A 22,183-nucleotide genomic window follows, 5' to 3' on the forward strand; every position below is an offset into this window, starting at 1 on the left:
GCCATGACATCGGTCTTCCTCGGCCTCGATCCGGCCAGCTACATGCCGCATGTGCTCCACTCGGCGGAACGCGTGTGGCCGGAAACCAATTGCTATGTCGATCTCTGGATCGAGGTGCTTTCGGCGCAGAAGCTTCCGCCGGAAGCCATGCTGGGCTTCACTTTGACCCAGGATTTCGAGAGCGACCAGTTCACCTTCTTCAAGGTGCCGCTGGAGGACCTTGAAACGCTCTACGGCATACGGGTAACCGAGCTGGCGATCTTCGACCGGCCGGAACGGCATGTGGCGGAGCAGATTGCCAGAGGTCGGCTCTCGCTGATGGAACTCGACAGCTATTACCTGCCGGACACGCGCGGCGTGACCTACCGCCAGGAACACGGCAAGACGACCGTGGCGATCAACCGGCTCGATCTCGAAAAGCGCGAGCTCGACTATTTCCACAATGGCGGCTTCTTCACGCTCGGCGGCGAGGATTTCGAAGGCCTGTTCCAGATGGATGCCGGGACTGACGCACTCCCCTTCCTACCCTACACGGAATTTGCCAAGTTTCCCGCGGCCTACCCCGATATCCGGGATATCCGCGAAACGGCGTGGAAGCTGCTGCGCCATCACTACGCCCGCCGGCCGGATGAAAACCCGATCCGCGCCTTCGCGGATGTCTTCCCGGCGCAGGTGGAGCGCGTGGCGGAGCGGGATTTCGGCTTCTTCCACAAATACGCCTTCAACACCCTGAGGCAGGTCGGTGCGAATTTCGAGCTGCTGGCCAGCCATCTTGCCTGGCTGAACGGTCGGGCCTTTGCGGAAGCCCGGCAACAGGCGCTGAAGATCGCGGAAGTCGCGAAATCGACCCAGTTCCAGCTTGCCCGCGCGGTGACCCGGAAGAAATTCTCGCCGCTGGCAACCGCGCTCGACCCGGCTATCGAGGCTTGGGACGTGCTGATGGCTGATCTGGCGCTGACGGCAACCGAGAACCGCGAGGCGGCGTGAGCACTCTTTCGCTGATCGGTGCTGAAACCAGTCTTCTTGACGAAGGCTGGTCGCTGGTTGTGACCGAGCCCGGTGCTCATACGCTGCCGGGCGAGCTTCCGTTCATGTTCGACGACATTCCGGCAATCGTGCCGGGCACAGCGGCCGCGGCCTTGGAGGCGACCGGGCGTTTCGACCGCGACAACCCCGCGCCGCTGTTCGACAAGGATATCTGGTATCGCCGCTCTCTGGCGGGAGAAACACCGGGGCCTGTAATTTTGCGCTTCGCCGGTCTTGCGACGGTCGCCGAGGTTTTCCTCGACGACCGACTGATCCTGTCTTCCCAAAGCATGTTCGAGAGCCATGACGTACCGGCGAACCTCGCGGGCTGCGAAACGCTATCGATCTGTTTTCGGGCGCTGAAACCGCATCTGGAAAAGAGCGGTCCCCGCGCCCGCTGGCGGCCGCGGCTGATGAACAACCAGGGCCTTCGCCTGATCCGTACCACTGCGCTCGGCTTCATGCCCGGCTGGTGCCCGGACGTGCAGGCGGTCGGCCCCTGGCGGCCGGTTTCATTGATCAGGCCGGGCAGGACGCGGATTTCCGACCTCGGTTTCTCAGCTGGGCTCCGGGATGGCGAAGGCGTTCTCAAAGTCAGCTTTGCTTACGAGGGCCTGGCGCATAATTTCCGCCTGGTCTGCGACGGCCGGGAAGCATCCTTCGTGTTCGCTGAAGGAAAATATTCCGCCGAACTACGCCTGCCCGGCATAAAGCCCTGGTGGCCACACACGCATGGCGAGCCGAACCTCTATGACATAGTGCTGCGCATCGACGGCGAGAGATTTCCGCTTGCCCGGACCGGTTTCCGGACTGTTTCCGTCGATCGCGGCGAAGACGGCAACGACTTCGCACTGATCGTCAATGGAGAGAAAATCTTCTGCCGCGGCGCGGTCTGGACGTCTGCGGATATCGTGAAACTGCCGGGCGACCGCGAAAGCTATGAGCCTTGGCTCAGGCTCGCCAAGGACGCGGGCATGAACATGATCCGCATTCCCGGTATCGCCACCTACGAAAGCCCAGATTTCTTCGCGCTTTGCGACGAATTGGGATTGATGGTCTGGCAGGACTTCATGTTCGCCAATTTCGATTATCCGGCTGCCGATCCGGATTTTGTGATTCACGTGAAAAAGGAAGTGGAACAGTTCCTTTACTCGACACAGGCATCGCCCTCGCTTGCCGTGCTTTGCGGCGGCAGCGAAATCTATCAGCAGGGTGCGATGCTGGGACTGCCGGGACGCATCTGGAAAGGCCTGCTTTGCGAGGAAACCCTGGCGGGCCTCGCCGGCAAACATAGACCCGACCTGCCCTATGTCGCCAATTCTCCGTCCGGCGGCGCACTGCCCTTCTTTCCCAATGCGGGCGTGGCGCATTATTACGGCGTCGGTGCCTACAAGCGCCCGCTGGAAGATGCGCGCCGGGCAAATGTCCGTTTCGCGGCCGAATGCCTCGCCTTCTCCAATCTTTCCGCCACGGAAACGCTCCAGGGCAGCAAGGCCGGCATCCCGCGCGATGCCGGCGCCGACTGGGATTTCGAGGATGTACGCGACCATTATCTTTGCGAGCTTTACGGCGTCGATCCGCAAAAGCTCCGGTGCGATGACTTCGATCGCTATCTGGCACTCTCCCGCGCCGTCACGGGCGAAGTGATGGAGGCGACCTTTGCCGAATGGCGACGGCCGGGTTCCACCTGCGACGGCGCGCTCATCTTTACCTTTCAGGATGTCATGCGCGGACCGGGTTGGGGCGTTGTCGGCGCCGATGGCAAGCCGAAACCCGCCTGGCATGCGTTGAAGCGCGCCTTCCGGCCGGTACAGATCATGTTCACCGACGAGGGCACCAGCGGGCTGGACCTGCACCTGTTGAACGAAACCGCGTATACCCTGCCGGTCGTGCTCGAAGTCACCTGCCTGCGCGACGGCAAGATGCCGGTGGTTTCCGGCCGCCGTGAACTGACACTTCCCGCCCGCGGCAGCGAAAGCCTTGCATGTGTCGATCTCTTCGGCGCTTTCTCCGATGCCAATTATGCCTATCGTTTCGGCCCGCCCTCCCATGATGTGACCGTTGCCCGGCTCAAGCATGCCGAAACAAGCGAATTGATCGCCGAGGCCTTTCATTTTCCGCTGGGACGCGCGAACGCGCTGCATGATGCCGGCATTTCAGTATCGCTGGAGGAGGATGACGGTGCCTTCTGGCTGCAGCTTTCGACGGATTGTTTTGCACAGTCGGTCAGTATCGATGCGCTGGGCTGCCGTCCCGGCGACAACTGGTTCCATCTTGCGCCGAACGCACCGAAACGGGTGCAGCTTGAAGCCTTGCCCGGAGCCACCGGGCGGCCGGGCGGCACGGTCCGCTCACTCGGCAGCAACCGCGTCGCGCGTTTCTGAGTGGTTGGTATCGACCGCCGGAGCAAAGCGAAAAGCCATCTTCCTCAACGTGTCGAGATAAATCTCGCGCGCGTGATCCGGCGTCAGGTTGTGATCCGCGTCAGGAATGATCGTCGACGATACATTCGGGAAGCGCGAGAGACCCGACCCGTCACGACCGAAATAGAAATGGTATTGTTCGAGGCCAAGATCGTTCTCGCTGTAGATCAGTGAAACCGGCATGCCACGCTGGTGAAGCGCACGAAAAGCGCCATAGATCGCCCGCCCCTCGGGGAGAACGGCGCGGAAAACGTGCAGGAGCTTGTTCCTGATCCGGCTGCCGATACCGTTGACGATGTTGCGGACTGCGGCGAGGACATTGACCTCGCCCTTCAAAATCCGCTTGAACGTCTCTATCCTGAGGGCGCGCTTGCCGTAATCGTCGAGGCTGCGCGTACCGTTGATGATCGCATCCTCGACCGACCGGCCGGGACGCCAGCGGAAGACGGCCGGATTGACCGAGACATTGCCGGCGATACGCGGCTCGACAAGCGATGCCTGGAAACCGAGATAGGCGCCGCTGCAGCGGCCGGATGTCACCACCGGCGTCAACCTGAGGGCTTCGAGGAAATCGATCGCTTCCGATACATCGGCATTCTGGCTTGAATGATAAAGCACCTGCTCCGGCCGTCCGGGCACGGGCGGGCTGTCGCCCGCACCGGCGGTGTCGAAACGCAGCGACGCGATGCCGGACCGGGCAAGCGTCCGGGCCATCATAACGGTCGTGCGCCCCCAGCCGACATGCCGGTCATAGGCCGAGGTGAGAAAGAGTACCGTGGCACCCGAACGCCCGTGCAGCGGCTCGCAAAGAACCCCGGATAGCCGATTGTTGGAGCCGAAACGGACCGGCGTTTCGGCAAAGCCGTCGCCGGCAAGCGGCGCAACTGCCATCCTCTGGCTTTCTCTGACGGAATGCGGCTCGACAGGAAGCGCGGCGATCCAGTCGACCAGGTTCTCCGCAACCTGCAGCGGTAGTTTAGAAATCGCCGGATTGGAGACCAGTCTCTCGTAACCTTGGAATACCTGCTCCGTCACATCGGCGCCGAGCCCGCGAAGATGTGTCGCGAAGTCGTGATCCGCGGGCCGATCGGCCCTTCCGACAACCAGTGTCCGCAGGGCCGGCACCCGGTCAGCCGTCATCAGATTGACCTTGCGAACCTCCTCGGCGACCTCGGCCGGCATCGTCAGCGACGCAATCGAGACGCTCGCCTTCTGTCGCTGCTCCTCGGGAAGGCTCAGATTCTCGTCCACCACCCTGGACCAGACGGCAAGTTCGCGGACATGCAACCGACCGGACACGACCGGCGCAAGATAGGCAATGGCTTCGAGACCTTCGATCTTTTCAGCGGCCTTCGCGGCGACGACTGCACCGAGACCTTGCGAAACGACGGCAATGCGCTCGCATCCGGAAAGGGCCTTCAGATGAGCGCCTGCCGCGACGAGGCTGTCGGACCAGACGCCAAGACCATTCTTAAAATCCACGCCATCCAGCGCGTCACCCGTGCCGGGATAGTCGAAGCGAAGGCTGGGGATACCGCGATCGGCAAGCTTTTCGGAGATGATCCGCCAGAACTTGCGCGTGCACATTTCCTCCAATCCCCAGGGGCTGGCGAAGAGCACGGCGAGACCGGACGGCTTGGTGCCGGCGCAAGCAGGCGCGAAAAGCCCGATCGTGCCGCCGAAGGTCAGCGGCTCGGAGGCTGGGCGTGGAATGAGACCTGATGCTTCCCGAACAGGTCGGGATTTCAGTCGAGCGTCCGTCATGGTCGTGCCGGTAATTGAATCACTGCCGACAGCAATACGCTGAACCTCCCTCGCGAAGCCTTAAGGAATTTCTTGCAATTTTATCGATTGCCGACGGAATGTGCCGAAAAGAGGCTGTCGAGCAGGCGTCCGCGGCTTGCTCACGTGGCCTTCAGCACAGTCAATAGCTCTCCGAATACGTTCAGGCGGCGACAATACGCGCTCGGACGGCGCAAAGGGAATGGAATTTTGATCAGCTGTCCCTAAGGTCGGCGTTATGAAAAACGCTATGAAAAAAGCCGAGCCATGGAACGGATGAAGCGGCCTCTGTACACACAAAGACATCGAGCGTCAGCTCATTTGGGCATTTTTCCCTTTCGTTCTGGGCTGGGTATTGTCCTGCGCCGCCTTTATGTATACACGAATTGGCCACCGATGACGGAGGAGGGAGATTTTAGATGAAGAACTATGTCCTGACGGTCACCTGCAGATCCACGCGCGGGATTGTTGCTGCGATATCCGGTTTCCTTGCCGAAAAGGGTTGCAACATCATCGACAGTTCGCAGTTCGACGACCTCGACACCGGCAAGTTCTTCATGCGCGTCAGTTTCCTTTCCGAAGAGGGGGCTGAACGGCCGGCCCTCATCGAGGAGTTCAAGTCGGTTGCCGACAGGTTCGCGATGGACTGGGACATCTTCGATGCCGAGGACCGCATGAAGGTGCTGCTGATGGTCTCCCGCTTCGGCCATTGCCTCAACGACCTGCTCTACCGCTGGAAGATCGGGGCGCTGCCGATCGACATCGTCGGCGTCGTGTCGAACCATTTCGACTACCAGAAACTGGTGGTCAACAACGACATCCCCTTCCACCACATCAAGGTGACGAAGGAGAACAAGCCGCAGGCGGAAGCGCAGTTGATGGACGTGGTAGAGTCGAGCGGCACCGAGCTGATCGTACTCGCCCGCTACATGCAGGTGCTTTCGGACAGTCTGTGCAGCAAGATGTCGGGCAGGATCATCAACATCCACCATTCCTTCCTGCCGTCCTTCAAGGGCGCCAACCCTTATAAGCAGGCCTACCAGCGCGGCGTGAAGCTGATCGGCGCGACGGCCCATTATGTCACCGCCGATCTCGACGAAGGTCCCATCATCGAGCAGGACACGGTGCGCATCACCCATGCGCAGTCGCCGGACGACTATGTGTCGCTCGGTCGGGACGTCGAAAGCCAGGTACTGGCCCGCGCCATCCATGCCCATATCCACCACCGCACCTTCATCAACGGCAACCGCACCGTCGTCTTCCCCCCGAGCCCAGGCTCCTATGCATCCGAGCGCATGGGATAAGCTCGAATAAAGCCCTATGGACGTGCGGTTCTGCCGCACTATCCTCTTCGGAAGTGCCATTTCCGGAGAGGTTCATGTCCGACGTCATGCCCGACCTCATCGATGTTTCGTCAACCGGTCCGTCGATCGATGCGGTGGAGGAGATCCTCCGCGAGCAATATGGGCTTTCAGGGCAGGTTTTTCCGATCGAGGGGAGGAAGAATCCTTACTTTCTGATCGACAACGGCCACATGCGCTACCTCCTGAAGGTGGCACCCGCTGACTGGCCTCTTGATAAGATCGAGACCGAACATGCCCTGATGCGCCATATCCTGCGCGAGCCGGACGGGCCGCATGTTCCCGAGCCCGTATCCACCAAGGATGGGAACGACACAATCGTCCTGCCGCTTGCCGGCGAGGATCGACGCATCCGCCTCCTGACTTTTCTCGATGGCACCTCACCACAGGCAGACGAGAAACTGTCGGACGAGGCGATTGCGGCCTTCGGTGCGATCTCTGCCTCGCTAGCAAAAAGCCTCGAAGACTTCGAACATTCGATTCCAGAACAGGAGCCGGAAAGCGACCTGCGCAAGGCAGGTCCGCAGACTGTATCGCTCTTGTCCGCAGTCGCCGACCAGGAGACACGCGACATCATCGCCAAGGCCATGGTGACGGCATTGCGGCGCATACAGCCGCTCGCTCCGGGTTTGCGCACCGCTGTCACACACCAGAACCTCGACGCCGATGCCGTCATCGGCGAGATGACTGATGGCATCTGGCTTCCGACAGGCCTGACGGACTTCACCGGTCTTTCCAATGGCTGGCTCGTCGCCGGCCTCGCCAATAGCTGCGCCTATATGCTCGCAAACCGCGACGGTGACCCCTCTGCCCCACTGCCGGCAATCCGCGCCTATCATGACATCTATCCACTGACGCTCGCAGAGCTTGAGGCGCTCTGGCCGCTCATCGTCGCCCGGACCGGAATCCTTTCAGCCAAAGCCGAGAATAGGCGGGTGCAATCCCCGGACGATCAACAGGTGCAAGAGGATGCGGAAAGACGCCGCGCCGTTCTCCATGCAGCGACCACCGTCTCCCCAGCATGGATGTTCGCAGCCATCCTCGATGTGACGAAGATGACGAAACCTCTGCCGGAGATCGGCCGCCTTCTGCCGGACATCGATCCGGATACGCTCCGGCTCGTCGACCTCAGCGTCACAAGTCCGCTGCTTTATGGCGGTAACTGGACCGATCCGGAAAACGATTGGAAACTGCTGGCACGCGTCGCGTGGGAAACCGGCCGTGGAAGCACGCGTTACGGCGAATATCGCCTTTCGAAAAGTTCAGCCGACCCTCTGCAGGAGCCGGAGAACTTCTCGCTCCATATCGACGCCTGCGTACCGACCGGGACAACAGCGGTGGCACCTTTCGGGGGAACGGTGAAGCGCGCTGGTCCGCGGCTTGTCTTTGCCGGTCGCGAGCTGACCCTGCATGTCGAGGGACTCGAATGCGAAATTGCCGAAGAGACCAAGCTTGACGCAGGCGAACCGCTTGGAATGGTTGCCGGGGCGGAAAATGCCGTCGGCGGGATACGTCTGCGCTTCTGCCGCGATCCGGATCTTGTGCCGCCGCACTTCTGTATTCCCGGCAAGGCGGGAACATGGTCCCATCTATGCCCGTCCCCGGCAGCCTTGCTCGGCACCGATGCCGATGCGCCGGACCCGAAGCATCCAGACCAGCCCGTCCGCGGCTGGAAGGAGTATCTCTTCGATGGCACCGGGCGTAGTCTGCTGGACCTCGCCGGCAACGCCCCTTTGATCGGTCACGGTGATCCGGGCGTGGCGGCCGCAGCCTACCGGCAGCTCCTGTTGCTGAACACCCCGCCCGCCGGCCCATCGGAAGCAGAACAGCATCTCTCCCAGCGCCTCGAGGATCTGGCGCCTGAGGGGCTCATGACCGTGCTTGTCCTGCCCAGCCATCGCGATGCGCTCGATCACGCTCTGAACGTAGCCCGCGCCCATACCGGCAGGCACGACATCGTCGGTGTCGTCGGCCTGGTGCCGAAGGTCGCTGACGATGCGATGATCCTTTGTACCAGCAGCAGAGAAGAAGCCGCGGCGGCGCTGGGAGAGGACGGCAAGGCCGGGCTGCTGCTGACCGGCTTTCCTCATCCGGCCGACAGCCTGTCGGAAATATTGAACGCACTGGCCCGCAACGAGGGCCTCCTCGTCATCGATGAGACAAGCACGGGCTGGGGAAGGTTGGGCCACCATGCTTGGGGTTTTGAAGCATCCGGCCTCCGGCCCGACCTCGTCATTGCCGGCCTTCCCGGAGAAGATATCGCGGTTCTTTTCATGCGCGAGACGATCGCCGCGTCCCTGGAACTCACGGTGGGCCGGGTCAGTCCGGTCGCCTGCACGACGGCTGCAACGGCTCTCGAGATCAGCGAGGAAGAGGCGCTTCGCGAAAACGCCCGGCTTGTCGGCGATCATCTGAAATCGGCGCTGCAGGAACTCGCCGCCCGTCATCCGGCGATTCGCGCCGTGCAGGGCATGGGCCTGTGCCTGGCCCTTGTATTCGAGGATGATGCGAAGGCCAATGCAATCGGCCAAGGCTTGAGAAAAGACGGCATCCTGACCGCTTCGAACGGCCGCGACGAGCTCATGATAGCCCCGCCGCTATGCTTCAGCCGCGAAAGTGCCGATCTCCTGGCTGCCCGTCTGAAGGCGCTCCTCTCGGAAAGTTGAGCCTTTCGCAGACCGGAAATTCCTGAACCCGGTTCTTGCGTGAGCCGGAAGGCTTCCTATTTAAACCGTGACGGACGATGGCCGTGGACTTGCGAATGAAATTTCACAATTCCGCCCTTTTCCTGTCATGAGTCGGAAAAAAATTCTAGTTACACTGATTTTTGTTGATAGCGCTGTGGGACTCACCTACAGTCAGTCATCATCCGGTCGGTTGAGCCTGATCGGTTTTTCACGCAACACCAAAAGGGAGAGTGACATGCTTATACCTGTTTTCGTCGCCGCCTTGGGTGAAGGTGCGTCCAAAATGATCGGCACGGATCGCCGCTCCCTTCCGTGCTGTCGAATGTAACGCTTTCGGTTCAATCGTTCCTGAAAATTTTCATTCGCCAGAGCTGTCTTTAAGCAGCCACTGCGGGAGTCTGCCATGCAGAAGCAAGTTATTGAGTTCGGCGGGGAACCCGTCGGTATCGTCATTCCGGATGAGGATCGGTTGAAGTTCATCGCCGTGAAATTTCACGTCATCGATCTCGATGAGCAGCGATTCAACTCCGCGGACGAAGTGCGCCTCGCGATTCGCGATCTTGTCCGTTCGCGCAACTTGGCGCCAACGGCACATGTCTGAGATCCTATTGATATTTCCGCAAAAAGCCGCCTTCGGGCGGCTTTTTCGTTTCCTTATCAGAAAGCAGTGAAGGTGATCGTCGTAAGCGAACGTTCGATGCCGGGAATGGATGCGATCTTTTCGTTGACGAACCGGCCGATCTCGTCACTGTCCTTGATGTAGATCTTCAGAAGCAGGTCCCAATCGCCGCTGGTGGAATAGAGTTCGGAAACGAGTTCGGTCTTGTAGATGGCATCGGCGACTTCATAGGTCTTGCCGGGCTTGCAGCGAAGCTGGACGAAAATGGGTTTCATGGACGTCTTCCCGTCGGTCGGATCGCCTGCGCGATCAATGATGGACATACCCGACTATTGGCCGATGCGTCCGCCGTTCGCAAGCATATCCTGCTCGACCTCCTGGACGATCCAATCCCGGAAGGCAGCAAGCGGCGGATAAGTGGCGCGATCGGGCGGATAGGCAAGATGGTATTGCCCGGTTTCCATGACCTGTCCTTCCACAGCCGGTACCAGCAGCCCCTGATCCAGTTCCCGGCTGATCAGGAAACGCGGCAGGAGCGCTGCGCCAAGCCCCGCGGCGGCCGCTTCGACCATGGTCATGAACTGGTCGAGCAGCATGCCATGCAGCGCATCGAACGGGACCTTGTTTCTCGTGAACCACAGCTCCCAGGCATCCGGCCGCGTATTGAGATGCAGGAGCGGCGCCTTCAGCACATCCGCCGGAGCTTTCAGATTATGCCGCATCTTGAAATCAGGGCTGCAGGCCGGCAGCACTTCTTCTTCCATCAGGAAGGTGAGCGCCGCGCCCGGCCAGCGGGCCGCGCCGAAATGGATGGCAGCATCGAGCGTATCGAAGCGAAAATCGAACGGCTCCAGCCGGGTAATGAGATTCACGACAATGCCCGGATGCGCGTCGAGAAAATGCTTGATCCGGGGCGTCAGCCAGCGCGTACCGAAGAACGGCAGGATGGCGAGGTTCAGCGTTCCGCCGGAAGGGTTGGCCTTGAGATTGAGCGAGGCATTGGAAATGCGCCTCAACGCCTCCCGCACCTCGCGGGCATAGCCGTCGCCTGCGAGCGTCAGCCGGATCGTCTGCCGTTCGCGCAGGAAAAGCGCCACGCCGAGCTGATTTTCCAAGGCCGAGATCTGGCGGCTGACGGCACTCTGGGTGAGGCCGAGTTCGTTCGCCGCCGCCGTGACGCTGCCGGTGCGCGCTGCTGCTTCAAAGGCCGAAAGCAGCGAAAACGAGGGAAGGAAGCGCCGGGGCGGCAGCATGTCATTCCTCCAGCGAATGACCTGTTGAGAACATGTCGATATTCATCGATAACAGCTCTCTGTAAAGAGAGAGTGAGTGACGCCTCCGGACAATCCATCATGCTCAACGATCCCCGCTCTCACGGCCTCTGGGAAAAGACCGCGCCCCCGCCTCCACTTGCGCCGCGGCTGGAAGAAGCCGTTTCCACCGACGTGGCGATTGTCGGTGGCGGCTATACCGGCCTCTCTGCTGCGCTGCATCTGGCCGAGGCCGGAGTGAATGTCCGGCTGCTTGAGGCAACCGAGATCGGTTTTGGCGGTGCGGGTCGCAATGTCGGCCTCATCAATGCCGGCATGTGGGTCATGCCGGATGACTTTTTGAAGGAACTCGGGCCTGCCTATGGCGACAGGGCGCTCGAACTGCTTGGCGACGGTCCCTACCTCGTTCGGGACCTGATCGAGAGGCACGGCATCGCCTGCGAACTGGAAAAGAACGGTACATTGCATTGCGCCGTGGGGCCGGAAGGAATGAAGGAGCTGGAGGAACGCGCCCGGCAATGGCAGAAACGCGGCGCGCCGGTGATCCTGCTCGATGCTACCGAGACGGAACGGCGCATCGGCACGAAAGCCTATGCCGGATCGCTCCTTGATATGCGCGCCGGCACGCTGCAACCGCTCGCCTATGCACGGGGATTGGCGCATGCGGCGGTGAAAGCCGGTGCGAAGCTCCATACCGGCAGCGCCGTTATCAATACCGGCGAGGCGAACGGCAGGAAGATCCTAAAGACTGAACGGGGTGAGGTATCCGCCGATTGGATCATCGTGGCGACCGACGCCTACAGCACCGGCCCCTGGGAACAGGTGCGCCGTGAGCAGGTGCATCTGCCCTATTTCAATCTCGCTACCACGCCACTCAGCGACAATCTTCGCCGCTCCATTCTGCCCGGCCGCGAAGGCTGCTGGGACACCAGGGAAATCCTCTCCTCCTTCCGCATGGATCAGGCCGGCCGGCTGGTCTTCGGCTCGGTCGGCGCGCTGCGCGGCACCGGCATCGCCGTTCACAAGGCATGGGCGAAGCGTTCGCTCGCTCGCCTCTTCCCGCAGATTGGCGAGGTGGAGTTCGAGGCGGAATGGTACGGACAGATTGGCATGACCGACAACGCGCTGCCGCGCTTCCACAAATTCGGCCGCAACGTGATCGGTTTTTCCGGCTACAATGGCCGCGGCATCGCGCCCGGCACCACCTTCGGAAAGCTGCTTGCCCGGCATATTCTCGGCGAGGTTTCCGAAGCCGACCTCCCGCTGCCGCTGACGGAGCCGAAAGAACCGGGCTTTCGCGCGCTGAAGGAAGCCTATTACGAGGCGGGCGCGCAAATCGCCCATTTCGCCGGCGAACGGTTCTGATTGCTAAACCGCCGCCGATTTCTAAGATTGACCGAAATTCGATTCCGGAGACTGACATGACCCTTGCCACTCTCGATCTCGCTGCCGAGGTGAAAGCCATCCTGGGCGATCTCGGCGTGAAAGCCGAAAATTATACCGGCGGCACCCTTGCCGTCCGTTCGCCGATCACCGGCGCCGAAATCGGCAAGCTGCCGGAAGAGACACCTGCCGGCGCAAGACAAGCCATCGAAGCCGCCCATGAGGCTTTCCTCGAATGGCGGCTGGTGCCGGCTCCGAAGCGCGGCGAGCTGATACGTCTCCTCGGCGAGGAATTGCGCGCAGCCAAGACCGCGCTGGGCCGGCTGGTTTCGATCGAAGTGGGCAAGGTGACTTCCGAAGGCCTGGGCGAAGTGCAGGAAATGATCGACATCTGCGATTTCGCGGTCGGCCTCTCCCGCCAGCTCTACGGCCTCACCATCGCCACCGAACGCGCCGACCACCGCATGATGGAAACCTGGCATCCGCTGGGCGCGATCGGCATCATTTCCGCCTTTAACTTCCCCGTCGCCGTCTGGTCCTGGAACGCGGCGCTCGCCATCGTCTGCGGCAACTCCACCATCTGGAAACCGTCGGAGAAGACACCGTTGACGGCGCTCGCCACCCAGGCGATCTTCGACAGGGCGCTGACCCGCTATGTCGCCGAAGGCTACACCGCGCCGAAGAACCTTTCGACCCTTCTGATCGGCGGCCGCGAGATCGGCGAGATTCTCGTCGACCACAAGAAAGTGCCGCTCGTCTCCGCCACCGGCTCGACCGCTATGGGCCGCACGGTCGGCCTGCGGCTGGCACAGCGTTTCGCCCGCTCGATCCTCGAACTCGGCGGCAACAATGCCGCTATCGTCGCCCCGACGGCCGATCTCGACCTCACGCTCCGCGGCGTCGCTTTCGCTGCCATGGGCACGGCCGGCCAGCGCTGCACGACGCTGCGCCGTCTCTTCGTGCATGAAAGCGTCTACGACGCGCTGGTGCCTCGCCTGACGAAGGCCTATCAGTCCGTTACGATCGGCAGCCCGCTGGAGAACGGCACACTTGTCGGCCCGCTGATCGACAAGGCGGCCTACGAGAAGATGCAGAAAGCCCTAGAAGCAGCGAAATCCGAAGGCGGCAAGGTGACCGGAGGCGAGCGCGTGCTTGGGAACGAGGCGGCCGACGCCTATTATGTCCGCCCCGCGATTGTCGAAATGCCGGCCCAGACGGGTCCGGTCAAGGACGAGACTTTCGCGCCGATTCTCTATGTGATGAAATATTCGAGTTTCGAAGAGGCACTGGACCTGCATAACGATGTGCCGCAGGGCCTCTCCTCCTCGATCTTCACCAATGACATGCGTGAGGCCGAGACCTTCGTCTCCGCACGCGGTTCGGATTGCGGCATCGCCAACGTCAATATCGGTCCTTCGGGCGCCGAGATCGGCGGTGCCTTCGGTGGTGAAAAAGAAACCGGCGGCGGCCGCGAATCCGGCTCCGATGCGTGGAAGGCCTATATGCGCCGCGCCACCAACACGCTGAACTATGGCCGCACCCTGCCGCTGGCGCAGGGCGTCAAGTTCGACATCGAATGAAGCCTATGATCGGGCCGCTGAACCTCTTGACCGACATCGAAGGCGTCGCCGTCGGCCATGCCACCGATCCCGCACTGGGTTCGGGCGTGACGGCGATCGTCTTCGATGAACCGGCGGTCGCTTCCGGCTCGGTGCTCGGTGGCGCGCCGGGCGGCCGGGATACTGCACTGCTCGACCCGTCGATGACCGTGCAGGCGGTCGACGCCTTCGTGCTGTCCGGCGGTTCGGCCTTCGGACTGGACGCCGCGGGCGGAGTGCAGGCGGGGCTTCGTGAAATCGGCCGTGGCTTCCAAGTCGGCAACGTCCGTGTACCGATCGTACCGCAGGCAATCCTGATGGATCTCCTGAACGGCGGCAACAAGGACTGGGGACTTCACTCGCCCTATCGGGAGATGGGCTACGATGCCTTCAAGGCCACTGCGAAAGGCGCTTTTGCGCTCGGAACTGTAGGAGCAGGCACCGGCGCCACGACTGCGACATTCAAAGGTGGGCTCGGTTCGGCGAGCGCAAGGACGACAGCCGGCCACACGATCGCAGCCCTGCTCGCGGTTAACGCCATGGGTTCGGCGACTGTCGCCGAAGGCCCGCATTTCTGGGCAGCTCCATTTGAGCAGGACGAGGAATTCGGTGGCTTCGGCCTGCCGCAAAAGTTCACCGAAAGCCATTCGGCCCTGCGGCTTAAAGGCGTCAACCTGAAGGCCACGACGATCGGCGTCGTCGTGACCGATGCCTTCCTGACGAAAGCGCAGGCGCATCGGCTTTCGATCATGGCGCATGACGGATTGGCACGCGCTGTTCTGCCGGCGCACCTGCCAGGCGATGGCGATACGATCTTTTCCGCCGCGACGGGGGCAAAACCGCTGGACGACATGGCGGCCTTTGCCGAACTCTGCCACCTGACGACAATCGTGACGGCCCGAGCCGTGGCCCGCGGCGTCTATGAGGCAACCGCCTTACCCGTGCCGAACGCACGGGCCGCATGGCGCGACAAATTCGATTCGCCGGCTAAATAGTTTTCAGAGCGTCTTCCAGTCTTGGCCAGCCATTTTTGTCGGGAAGCCCTATCCTGAGATCAGCCGGCCGTTCTTCGAAGCGGCGGGTGACGATGCCGCGCTCCCCCAAATGCTGGAAAATCGCCAGCGCGCGCGCGTCCCGAACGAAGCGGAATAGCGATGTACCGCCGAAGACTGGAATGCCAGCGCCGATCAGGAAGATATCAAGATTCGCGGCATCATCGCGCAATCGTTGTCGCATCATCGCCTGCCACCAACCGTCGGCCAGCGCTTCGCTGGCGATATGCAACGCCGGACCGGAAACGGCCCAAGGGCCGAGCTGGTCCTCGATCCTTCGGGCGATATCCGGACGAGAGATCGCAAATCCGAGCCTCAGGCCCGCCATGCCGTAAAACTTGCCGAAGGACCGCAGCACGATAAGTCCGCCGGCATCGACCGCATCCGCTGCGCTCGCCGCTTCCGAGACGTCAACGAAGGCTTCATCGACGACCAGCAATCCGCCTTTTGCTCGCATGATGGCTGCAAGCGCCAGAAGATCACTCTTCGGGACGATTCGGCCGGTCGGATTGTTGGGATTGACGATAACGGCGAGATCTGCAGAAGCCAGCCGATCCAGATCGTCCGTTTCGGTCACCTCAAAACCGGCCATCCGCGCTGCGCGGGCGTGTTCGGCATAGGTCGGCGAAAGGATCGTAGCCTTACCTTGCCCAAGCAGGCTCGCAAGGATCGGCAACAGGATCTGCGTGCCCGGCCCCGCCGCCACATGGGCAGCCGAGGGCGCGCCATAGGCTTCCGCTGCGATCGCCTTCAGCCTTTCTGCCAGTGCGGGGTCCGGCAGGCGTGCAAAGGCATTGTCGGGCAAGGGAGAATGCGGATAGGAATAAGGATTGATACCGGTGGAAAGATCGATCCAGGGTTCAGGCGCGTGCGGAAACAGCGCCCGTGCACGGGACAGATTGCCGCCATGCGCTATCGGACCACCAATCTCAGATGCAGTCACCGGCATGTTCCTTCTCGCATTTTTCGCCCTGATCATAGAGCGCATCTTCGGTTATCCGGACTGGCTCTTCCGGACGATCGGCCACCCGGTCACCTGGATGGGCCGGCTGATATCCCGGCTCGACAACGGCTGGAACCGCGAGGCCGACGATTTCGATACGCGCAAACGCATGGGCGTGCTTGCTCTGTTGACGCTGCTCGGCGTGACAATCGCCGTGGCGTTTGTGATCGAATACGGGCTTCTGACGATCCCTCTGGGAGCGGTCCTGCCGATTCTGATAGCCGCCAGCCTCCCGGCACAGAAAAGCCTTGAAAAGCATGTCGAAGCGGTTGCCGACGCGATGAAGTATGGCGGGCTCGACGCCGGGCGCAAGGCCGTCTCGATGATCGTCGGCCGCGATCCGGAAAAGCTCGACGAGGCCGCCGTCTGCCGTGCGGCGATCGAAAGCCTGGCGGAGAATTTCTCCGACGGCGTGGTGGCGCCGGCTTTCTGGATGGGCGTCGGCGGCCTCGCGGGCGGCGCGGCCTACAAGGCAGCCAATACCGCCGACAGCATGATCGGCCACCGCAATCCGCGACACGAAGCCTTCGGCTGGGCGGCCGCACGTTTCGACGACCTCATTAACCTGCCGGCCTCGCGGCTGAGCGCTTTTCTGTTCGTGCTGGCTGCCTTTTTCGTCGACAAGGCTTCGCCTCGGAATGCAATCAAGGCCATCTTCCGCGACGCACGCCACCATCGCTCTCCGAATGCCGGTTGGCCGGAAGCGGCGATGGCCGGCGCACTCGGCATAGCGCTGGCGGGGCCGCGGAGCTATGGCGGACAGATGATCGAGGCGCGTTTTATGGGCGAAGGCGGGCGCTCGGAACTCACCCAAGTCGATATCCGCCGCGCATTGAAGCTCGCCCGCGTCGCGGACGCGCTCTTTATCGGCCTTTTCGGCTTCCTGGCATGGATCATCTGGCAAGCGTGAGCAATCCATCGAGATCGAGATGCCGTTCCATATGGGCGGCCAGCCGGTCGAGCACATTGTCCACCCCGGTCTGATAGTCCAGGACCGACACCGCGCCGCCAAGCCGTGTCAACCAGGCCGACCTCTGCCGGTCATCCGAAAAAAGCCCATGAAGATAGGTGCCCCAGACCCGGCCATCCGCCGATATCGCACCATCCGGGTTACCGTCGATCACCGAGAACGGGCGTCGGCAATCGGCCCCGGATGTCCGGCCGATATGCATCTCATAGCCGGATAAGGGAACTCCATCGAAGCTTTCGCCCGAAACTGCTTCCAGCCGCTTATCGGCGGACAGGATGGTCTCGACATCCAGCAGGCCCAGCCCTTCGACCGAAGCGGGTGATCCTTCGATGCCATCCGGATCGGAGATCCGTTTGCCCAGCATCTGATAACCGCCGCAAAGGCCGAGCACGCGCCCGCCGCGACGAACGTGAGCGGCGATATCCACGTCAAAACCAGCCTCGCGAAGTGCAGCCAGATCGGAGACGGTTGCTTTCGAGCCGACCAGCAGCACGAGGTCGCAATCCCCCGGAATGGCCTCACCGCGCCTGACACGGATGAGATCGACCTCCGGCTCCGCTTCCAGCGGGTCAAGATCGTCGAAATTGGAGATATGCGGCAGGATCGGCACTGCGATGCGGATTCTTGCGCCGGACTTGCGAGCGAAGGACTGGTTGAGCCCGAGCGCATCCTCCGCCGGCAGAAACGCTGCATCCGCGAAATGCGGCAAAAGCCCGATCGATCGCCAGCCGGTCAGTTCTTCAATCATCCGCATGCCTTCGGCAAACAAGGCCGGATCGCCCCGAAAGCGGTTGACGATGAACCCGCGGATCATCGCCGCATCTTCGGGATCGAGCACAAGTTTCGTGCCGGCAAGGCTAGCAATCACGCCGCCGCGGTCGATATCGCCGATCAGCACGACGGGCACATCCGCCGCCCGCGCAAACCCCATATTGGCAATGTCATTGCGGCGGAGATTGATTTCCGAAGCGCTGCCGGCGCCTTCCACCAGCACCAGATCGGCCTGGTTGCGGAGAAGGTCGAAACTTTCCTGCACCCGCGGCATCAGCTTCCGCTTGAGGCCCTGGTATTCGGCGGCCTTGGCATTGCCTTCGACCTTGCCCTGCACCACGACCTGCGCGCCGACGTCGCTCTGAGGCTTCAGAAGCACAGGATTCATATGTACGCTGAGCGGGACCCCGGCCGCACGCGCCTGCAAGGCCTGCGCCCGTCCGATCTCGCCGCCATCCGCCGTGACTGCCGCGTTGTTCGACATGTTCTGCGGCTTGAACGGCATGATTTTCAGCCCACGCAGCGTAAAGGCGCGGGCAAGCCCGGCCACCACCAGCGACTTGCCCACATCCGAACCCGTACCCTGAAACATCAGCGCGCGAGCGGTCATACCGTTAAAACTCGATGCCGGCCTGGGCCTTCACGCCCGCCTTGAAGTGATGCTTGACCAGCGTCATCTCTGTGACCATATCCGCCGCCTCGATCAGCGCCGGCTTGGCGTTGCGACCGGTGACGACCACGTGAAGGTCCGGCCGCCGCGCCTGAAGTGCTGCGACCACCTTGTCGAGATCGAGATAATCGTAACGAAGCGCGATGTTGAGTTCGTCGAGAATGATGAGTCCGATCGTCTCGTCCGCCATCAGGTCGAGAGCCTTTGCCCAGGCCTTTTCGGCGGCCGCGATATCCCGCGTCAGATCCTGAGTTTCCCAGGTGAAGCCTTCGCCCATCGTGTGCCAGACGACCCGATCGCCGAAAACGGCCAGCGCCGGCTGCTCGCCTGTCGACCAGGCACCCTTGATGAACTGCACGACGCCGACCCGGCGATTGTTGCCGAGCATACGCAAAGCCAGGCCGAAGGCGGCGGTGGATTTTCCCTTGCCGGGACCGGTATGGACGATGAGAAGCCCCTTTTCGACGGTCTTCCCGGCGACTTCCTTGTCCTGCACTGCCTTGCGGTTCACCATCTTGGCGCGATGACGTTCGACCGATGCCTCGTCGATCTCCTTCACCGCGATACGAACTCCCCATCAGACCGCGCCGTGATCTCTTCCCCTGCACGGAAGCGTTCGCGGATCATCCCGGCCAACGCACCGAGTACAGCCCAGAATACCAGGTTCGTGGCGTAGACAGCATTCACGAAGCGGGCGTAGAGTTCCAGCGGCACAGCCGTTTCATGCCCGGGCGGCAGCGGCGCGCCGACGATATGTGGCGCGATCAGCAGAACGATCGCCAGCGCGGCGAATACGGCTGAGCGCGTATAGGCGAGGAGGCCAAGGCCCGCTGCAGTGCAGACTGCGGTCGAAATCCACCAGACCTGACGGGGACCAAGCTCAGCAGCCGGCATGCCCGGAAGTTCCGGGGGGAGGCCGAGCCCTGGAGCCAAGCTGACGGTCAGGAAGCCGGCAATACCGAACATCAGTCCGCTGCGCCAGCCTTTGAGACCGCCCTGGGCTTCTGAAACCGCGATCAGAATAAGACCGAAACCGATCGCGGCCAGCATGTCGGCGGCGGCCGTATAAATGAAGCGCTCGAAACCGTCTGCCGGCATCCATGCTTCTTCGTCGGGATGATGGTCCGCAGGCGTTGCGGCATTGCCGGCGGGAGCGGCCTCATGGCTGTGGCTGTGGCCGACCTCTCCGCCGCCGGCATTCTCGTAGCTCTCCGCTTGCAGGATCAGCGGGACAGTGGAAAAGCTCTGCATGACGGTGAGCAGCAGTCCGGACAACAGCCCGGCGATCACCGCCGTGAAGACGATGTTACGAAACAACGACATGGGAAACTCCCCTCAGTGGCAGGGGAAAGCGAAGGAATGACGCGAATCGTGCGCGGCATTGTGCACGACTTCCATATGCGAGAAGCCGACGAAACCGACGACGAAAAGCCCCAGCAGGGCCGTCATGCTGAGCGGGATGATCTTCGAGGAGGAAATACCGACTGCCGTCGAAGCGGTTTTCGTTGCCATTGCCTTGTCCTTTCGCCCTCCACCCGAGGGCCGTTGAAGTTTTTCCTCGCCTCTGGCAGGTCTCCTGGCTCGCGGATCAGGCATCTTGCGCCCGCCTTCCCGGATTGCTCCAGTGGCATCATGGACGAAGACTTTCCGCTTACAGTTGCGGGGGCAGCCGCGGGTTTGACAGCAGATCCGTCGCACCGCATTCCCTCAAATACCCTTTCGGGGCACCATAGGCTGGCTCACTATAGACGAAATCGGCCTCACGGCAATCGCCTTTGCGACGCATTGACATAAGCATGCGACCGGGCTTACTTGAAAAGAGATGGTCCCTTTCCGGCAACGGGGAGGGCTAAGAGAGAATGCGGTGAGATCCCTTTCGCGATCAATGCCGCGGCTGCCCCCGCAACTGTAAGCGGCGAGCCATTGCCTATAAGCCACTGGGAAACCGGGAAGGCAGGCAAATGGCGGTGACCCGCAAGCCAGGAGACCTGCCATCTGATGTTTTTGCTTCACCGGGCGGGGTGCTCCGGAGGAAGTTCTCGATCACCGCAGGCGGTTTCAGCCCTCTGCTCCGCGCCCCGATTGTTTCGACCCCGGCGGGAACGCGGCTGACCGATGAGTGACCACCGACCAGATGATCCGGCAGATGTGACGATTTTCGTCTGTACCAATTGCCGTGATGTGTCCGACGGCGACGTTCGGCCGGGCATCGCGTTGATCGCAGCGCTACGTGAAGCAGCGGACGGCAAGCCGCTCGCGGTCAAGCCCGTCACCTGCCTTGCCAATTGCGAAAAAAGCCCCAGCGCCGCCTTCAATCACCGCAACGGTTGGTCCTATGTCTTCGGCCATCTGTCCCTCGACAATGTCGAGGACATCGTCACCGGCGCGATGATGCTGGCCGAGGACGAGCGCGGTTTCCTTCCTCTACGCGGCCGCCCGACATGTCTGCGCGGCAAGGGGTTGACGGCCCGTATCCCACCCTTTCATCATCACGAGGACATGCCATCATGAGCGTCAGCTTCGACCGCGTTCCCTGCACCGTCGTCACCGGGTTCCTGGGGGCCGGAAAGACCACGCTGATCCGCAACCTGATCGCGAAGCTTGACGGCAAGCGGCTGGCGATCATCGTCAACGAATTTGGCGATGTCGGCATCGACGGCGAGATACTGAAGGGCTGCGGCATCGAGAGCTGCCCGGAAGACAACGTCATCGAGCTTGCCAACGGCTGCATCTGCTGCACCGTGGCGGATGACTTCGTACCGGCGATCGATCAGATTCTTTCACGCGAACCGCGCGTCGACCACATCCTGATCGAAACCTCCGGCCTTGCGCTGCCGAAGCCGCTCGTTCAGGCTTTTCAGTGGCCGGCCGTCAAGGCACGTGTCACGGTGGACGGCGTTGTCGCCGTTGTGGATGGTGTGGCACTGGCCGAAGGCCGCGTTGCCGATGACCATGAAGCGCTGGAGGCGCAGCGCCAGGCGGACGGCTCCATCGACCACGACGATCCGGTCGAGGAAGTGTTCGAGGATCAGGTCGCCTGCGCCGACATGATCGTGCTGACCAAGAGTGATCTCCTCGATGCTGCGGGCCTTGCTACCGCCCGGGACCGCGTCGCCGCCCATCTGCCGCGTGCCGTGAAGATCGTCTCGGCTGCCAATGGCGCGATCGATCCGGCCGTGCTGATCGGACTTGGCCTCGCCGTCGAGGACGATATCGAAAACCGCAAGACCCATCACGACGACGAACTCGACCACGATCATGATGATTTCGACAGCTTTGTCGTCGATCTCCCGGCTGTTTCCGATGCTGACGAATTGGCTGCCCGCATTTCCGCGACGGCGGAGGCGGAGAACGTACTGCGCATAAAAGGCTTCGTGGAAGTCGCGAACAAACCGATGCGCCTGCAGGTTCAGGCGGTAGGATCGCGCGTAAACCACTATTTCGACCGAGCCTGGGCGCCCGGTGAGGCGCGGATAAGCCGCCTTGTCGTAATCGGCGAAAAGGGCATCGACCGCGCCGCGATCGAAAGGATGCTGGCCGCGTGATAGCAGGAAAAGTGTGAAGCGG

General features: G+C 61.8%; 19 protein-coding genes and 2 riboswitches. Of the genes, 11 read left to right on the top strand and 8 right to left on the bottom strand.

The window, feature by feature from the left end:
• Positions 1–3 precede the first annotated feature (3 nt).
• Positions 4–987, top strand: coding sequence for a DUF1839 family protein (locus tag QEO92_RS23035; protein WP_227704579.1), 984 nt, complete (start codon positions 4–6; stop codon positions 985–987).
• Positions 984–3,410, top strand: a complete 2,427-nt coding sequence (locus QEO92_RS23040) for a glycoside hydrolase family 2 protein (protein WP_227704580.1) — start codon at positions 984–986, stop codon at positions 3,408–3,410. The genes QEO92_RS23035 and QEO92_RS23040 overlap by 4 nt, the downstream gene beginning before the upstream one ends.
• Here QEO92_RS23040 and QEO92_RS23045 read toward each other — a convergent pair.
• The gene (locus QEO92_RS23045; RefSeq protein ID WP_227704581.1) at positions 3,378–5,213 is read right to left on the bottom strand and encodes an alpha/beta hydrolase family protein; all 1,836 of its coding nucleotides are present in this window, start codon (positions 5,211–5,213) and stop codon (positions 3,378–3,380) included. The genes QEO92_RS23040 and QEO92_RS23045 overlap by 33 nt on opposite strands.
• A gap of 437 nt (positions 5,214–5,650) precedes the next feature.
• On the opposite strand from QEO92_RS23045, the gene purU reads away from it, so the two are divergent.
• The 3 genes from purU (at position 5,651) to QEO92_RS23060 (ending at position 9,880) form a co-directional block, all read left to right on the top strand.
• On the top strand, positions 5,651–6,535 hold the full coding sequence (gene purU, locus QEO92_RS23050; protein WP_227704582.1) for a formyltetrahydrofolate deformylase: 885 nt from the start codon (positions 5,651–5,653) through the stop codon (positions 6,533–6,535).
• Positions 6,536–6,609: 74 nt separating this feature from the next.
• The gene (locus QEO92_RS23055) at positions 6,610–9,258 is read left to right on the top strand and encodes an aminotransferase class III-fold pyridoxal phosphate-dependent enzyme (protein WP_227704583.1); all 2,649 of its coding nucleotides are present in this window, start codon (positions 6,610–6,612) and stop codon (positions 9,256–9,258) included.
• Between the two features lie 424 nt (positions 9,259–9,682).
• Positions 9,683–9,880, top strand: coding sequence for a hypothetical protein (locus QEO92_RS23060; RefSeq protein ID WP_037154310.1), 198 nt, complete (start codon positions 9,683–9,685; stop codon positions 9,878–9,880).
• Between the two features lie 56 nt (positions 9,881–9,936).
• On the opposite strand, the gene QEO92_RS23065 is transcribed toward QEO92_RS23060, so the two are convergent.
• Positions 9,937–10,173, bottom strand: coding sequence for an Lrp/AsnC ligand binding domain-containing protein (locus tag QEO92_RS23065; protein WP_037154402.1), 237 nt, complete (start codon positions 10,171–10,173; stop codon positions 9,937–9,939).
• A 54-nt stretch (positions 10,174–10,227) separates the two neighbouring features.
• On the bottom strand, positions 10,228–11,151 hold the full coding sequence (locus QEO92_RS23070; protein ID WP_037154308.1) for a LysR family transcriptional regulator: 924 nt from the start codon (positions 11,149–11,151) through the stop codon (positions 10,228–10,230).
• 99 nt (positions 11,152–11,250) lie between these two features.
• Here QEO92_RS23070 and QEO92_RS23075 point away from each other — a divergent pair, with 99 nt between their 5' ends.
• The 3 genes from QEO92_RS23075 to QEO92_RS23085 are packed head-to-tail and all read left to right on the top strand — an operon-like array spanning position 11,251 to position 15,145.
• Positions 11,251–12,534 (top strand): NAD(P)/FAD-dependent oxidoreductase, encoded by a 1,284-nt coding sequence (locus QEO92_RS23075; RefSeq protein ID WP_037154305.1) that lies wholly within the window; start codon positions 11,251–11,253, stop codon positions 12,532–12,534.
• 56 nt (positions 12,535–12,590) lie between these two features.
• Positions 12,591–14,132, top strand: coding sequence for an L-piperidine-6-carboxylate dehydrogenase (gene amaB / locus QEO92_RS23080; protein WP_037154304.1), 1,542 nt, complete (start codon positions 12,591–12,593; stop codon positions 14,130–14,132).
• Positions 14,133–14,137: 5 nt separating this feature from the next.
• Positions 14,138–15,145 carry a P1 family peptidase gene (locus tag QEO92_RS23085; RefSeq protein ID WP_037154301.1) on the top strand — a complete coding sequence of 336 codons (1,008 nt, stop codon included), beginning with the start codon at positions 14,138–14,140 and terminating at the stop codon, positions 15,143–15,145.
• Here the strand turns inward: QEO92_RS23085 and cobD are convergent.
• Positions 15,138–16,151: a threonine-phosphate decarboxylase CobD gene (gene cobD / locus QEO92_RS23090; RefSeq protein ID WP_227704584.1), complete on the bottom strand. Its 1,014-nt coding sequence runs from the start codon at positions 16,149–16,151 to the stop codon at positions 15,138–15,140. The two genes, QEO92_RS23085 and cobD, sit on opposite strands and share 8 nt — an antisense overlap.
• Between cobD and cbiB the strand changes: the two genes are divergently transcribed.
• The gene (gene cbiB, locus QEO92_RS23095; protein ID WP_037154294.1) at positions 16,150–17,115 is read left to right on the top strand and encodes an adenosylcobinamide-phosphate synthase CbiB; all 966 of its coding nucleotides are present in this window, start codon (positions 16,150–16,152) and stop codon (positions 17,113–17,115) included. The two genes, cobD and cbiB, sit on opposite strands and share 2 nt — an antisense overlap.
• On the opposite strand, the gene QEO92_RS23100 is transcribed toward cbiB, so the two are convergent.
• Genes QEO92_RS23100 through QEO92_RS23115 form a run of 4 tightly spaced genes read right to left on the bottom strand, consistent with a single transcriptional unit; the run spans position 17,099 to position 20,128 of the window.
• Positions 17,099–18,556 carry a cobyric acid synthase gene (locus QEO92_RS23100; RefSeq protein WP_227704585.1) on the bottom strand — a complete coding sequence of 486 codons (1,458 nt, stop codon included), beginning with the start codon at positions 18,554–18,556 and terminating at the stop codon, positions 17,099–17,101. The two genes, cbiB and QEO92_RS23100, sit on opposite strands and share 17 nt — an antisense overlap.
• Positions 18,557–18,560: 4 nt before the next feature.
• Entirely contained in the window at positions 18,561–19,130 is a 570-nt protein-coding gene (cobO, locus tag QEO92_RS23105; RefSeq protein ID WP_244446923.1) for a cob(I)yrinic acid a,c-diamide adenosyltransferase, read from the bottom strand.
• A 41-nt stretch (positions 19,131–19,171) separates the two neighbouring features.
• Positions 19,172–19,939, bottom strand: coding sequence for a CbtA family protein (locus QEO92_RS23110; protein ID WP_227704586.1), 768 nt, complete (start codon positions 19,937–19,939; stop codon positions 19,172–19,174).
• Positions 19,940–19,951: 12 nt separating this feature from the next.
• Positions 19,952–20,128, bottom strand: a complete 177-nt coding sequence (locus QEO92_RS23115) for a CbtB domain-containing protein (RefSeq protein ID WP_037154283.1) — start codon at positions 20,126–20,128, stop codon at positions 19,952–19,954.
• 37 nt (positions 20,129–20,165) lie between these two features.
• Positions 20,166–20,363: riboswitch (cobalamin riboswitch) on the bottom strand.
• Between the two features lie 59 nt (positions 20,364–20,422).
• A riboswitch (cobalamin riboswitch) is annotated at positions 20,423–20,626 on the top strand.
• A gap of 105 nt (positions 20,627–20,731) precedes the next feature.
• Here QEO92_RS23115 and QEO92_RS23120 point away from each other — a divergent pair.
• Both QEO92_RS23120 and cobW read left to right on the top strand, forming a co-directional pair.
• Positions 20,732–21,127 carry a DUF1636 family protein gene (locus QEO92_RS23120; RefSeq protein WP_037154280.1) on the top strand — a complete coding sequence of 132 codons (396 nt, stop codon included), beginning with the start codon at positions 20,732–20,734 and terminating at the stop codon, positions 21,125–21,127.
• On the top strand, positions 21,124–22,161 hold the full coding sequence (gene cobW / locus QEO92_RS23125) for a cobalamin biosynthesis protein CobW (protein WP_227704587.1): 1,038 nt from the start codon (positions 21,124–21,126) through the stop codon (positions 22,159–22,161). Before QEO92_RS23120 ends, cobW begins: the two co-directional genes overlap by 4 nt.
• The last annotated feature ends 22 nt before the right edge of the window (positions 22,162–22,183 follow it).

Source organism: Neorhizobium petrolearium (genome assembly GCF_029854435.1).
Lineage (GTDB): Bacteria > Pseudomonadota > Alphaproteobacteria > Rhizobiales > Rhizobiaceae > Neorhizobium > Neorhizobium petrolearium.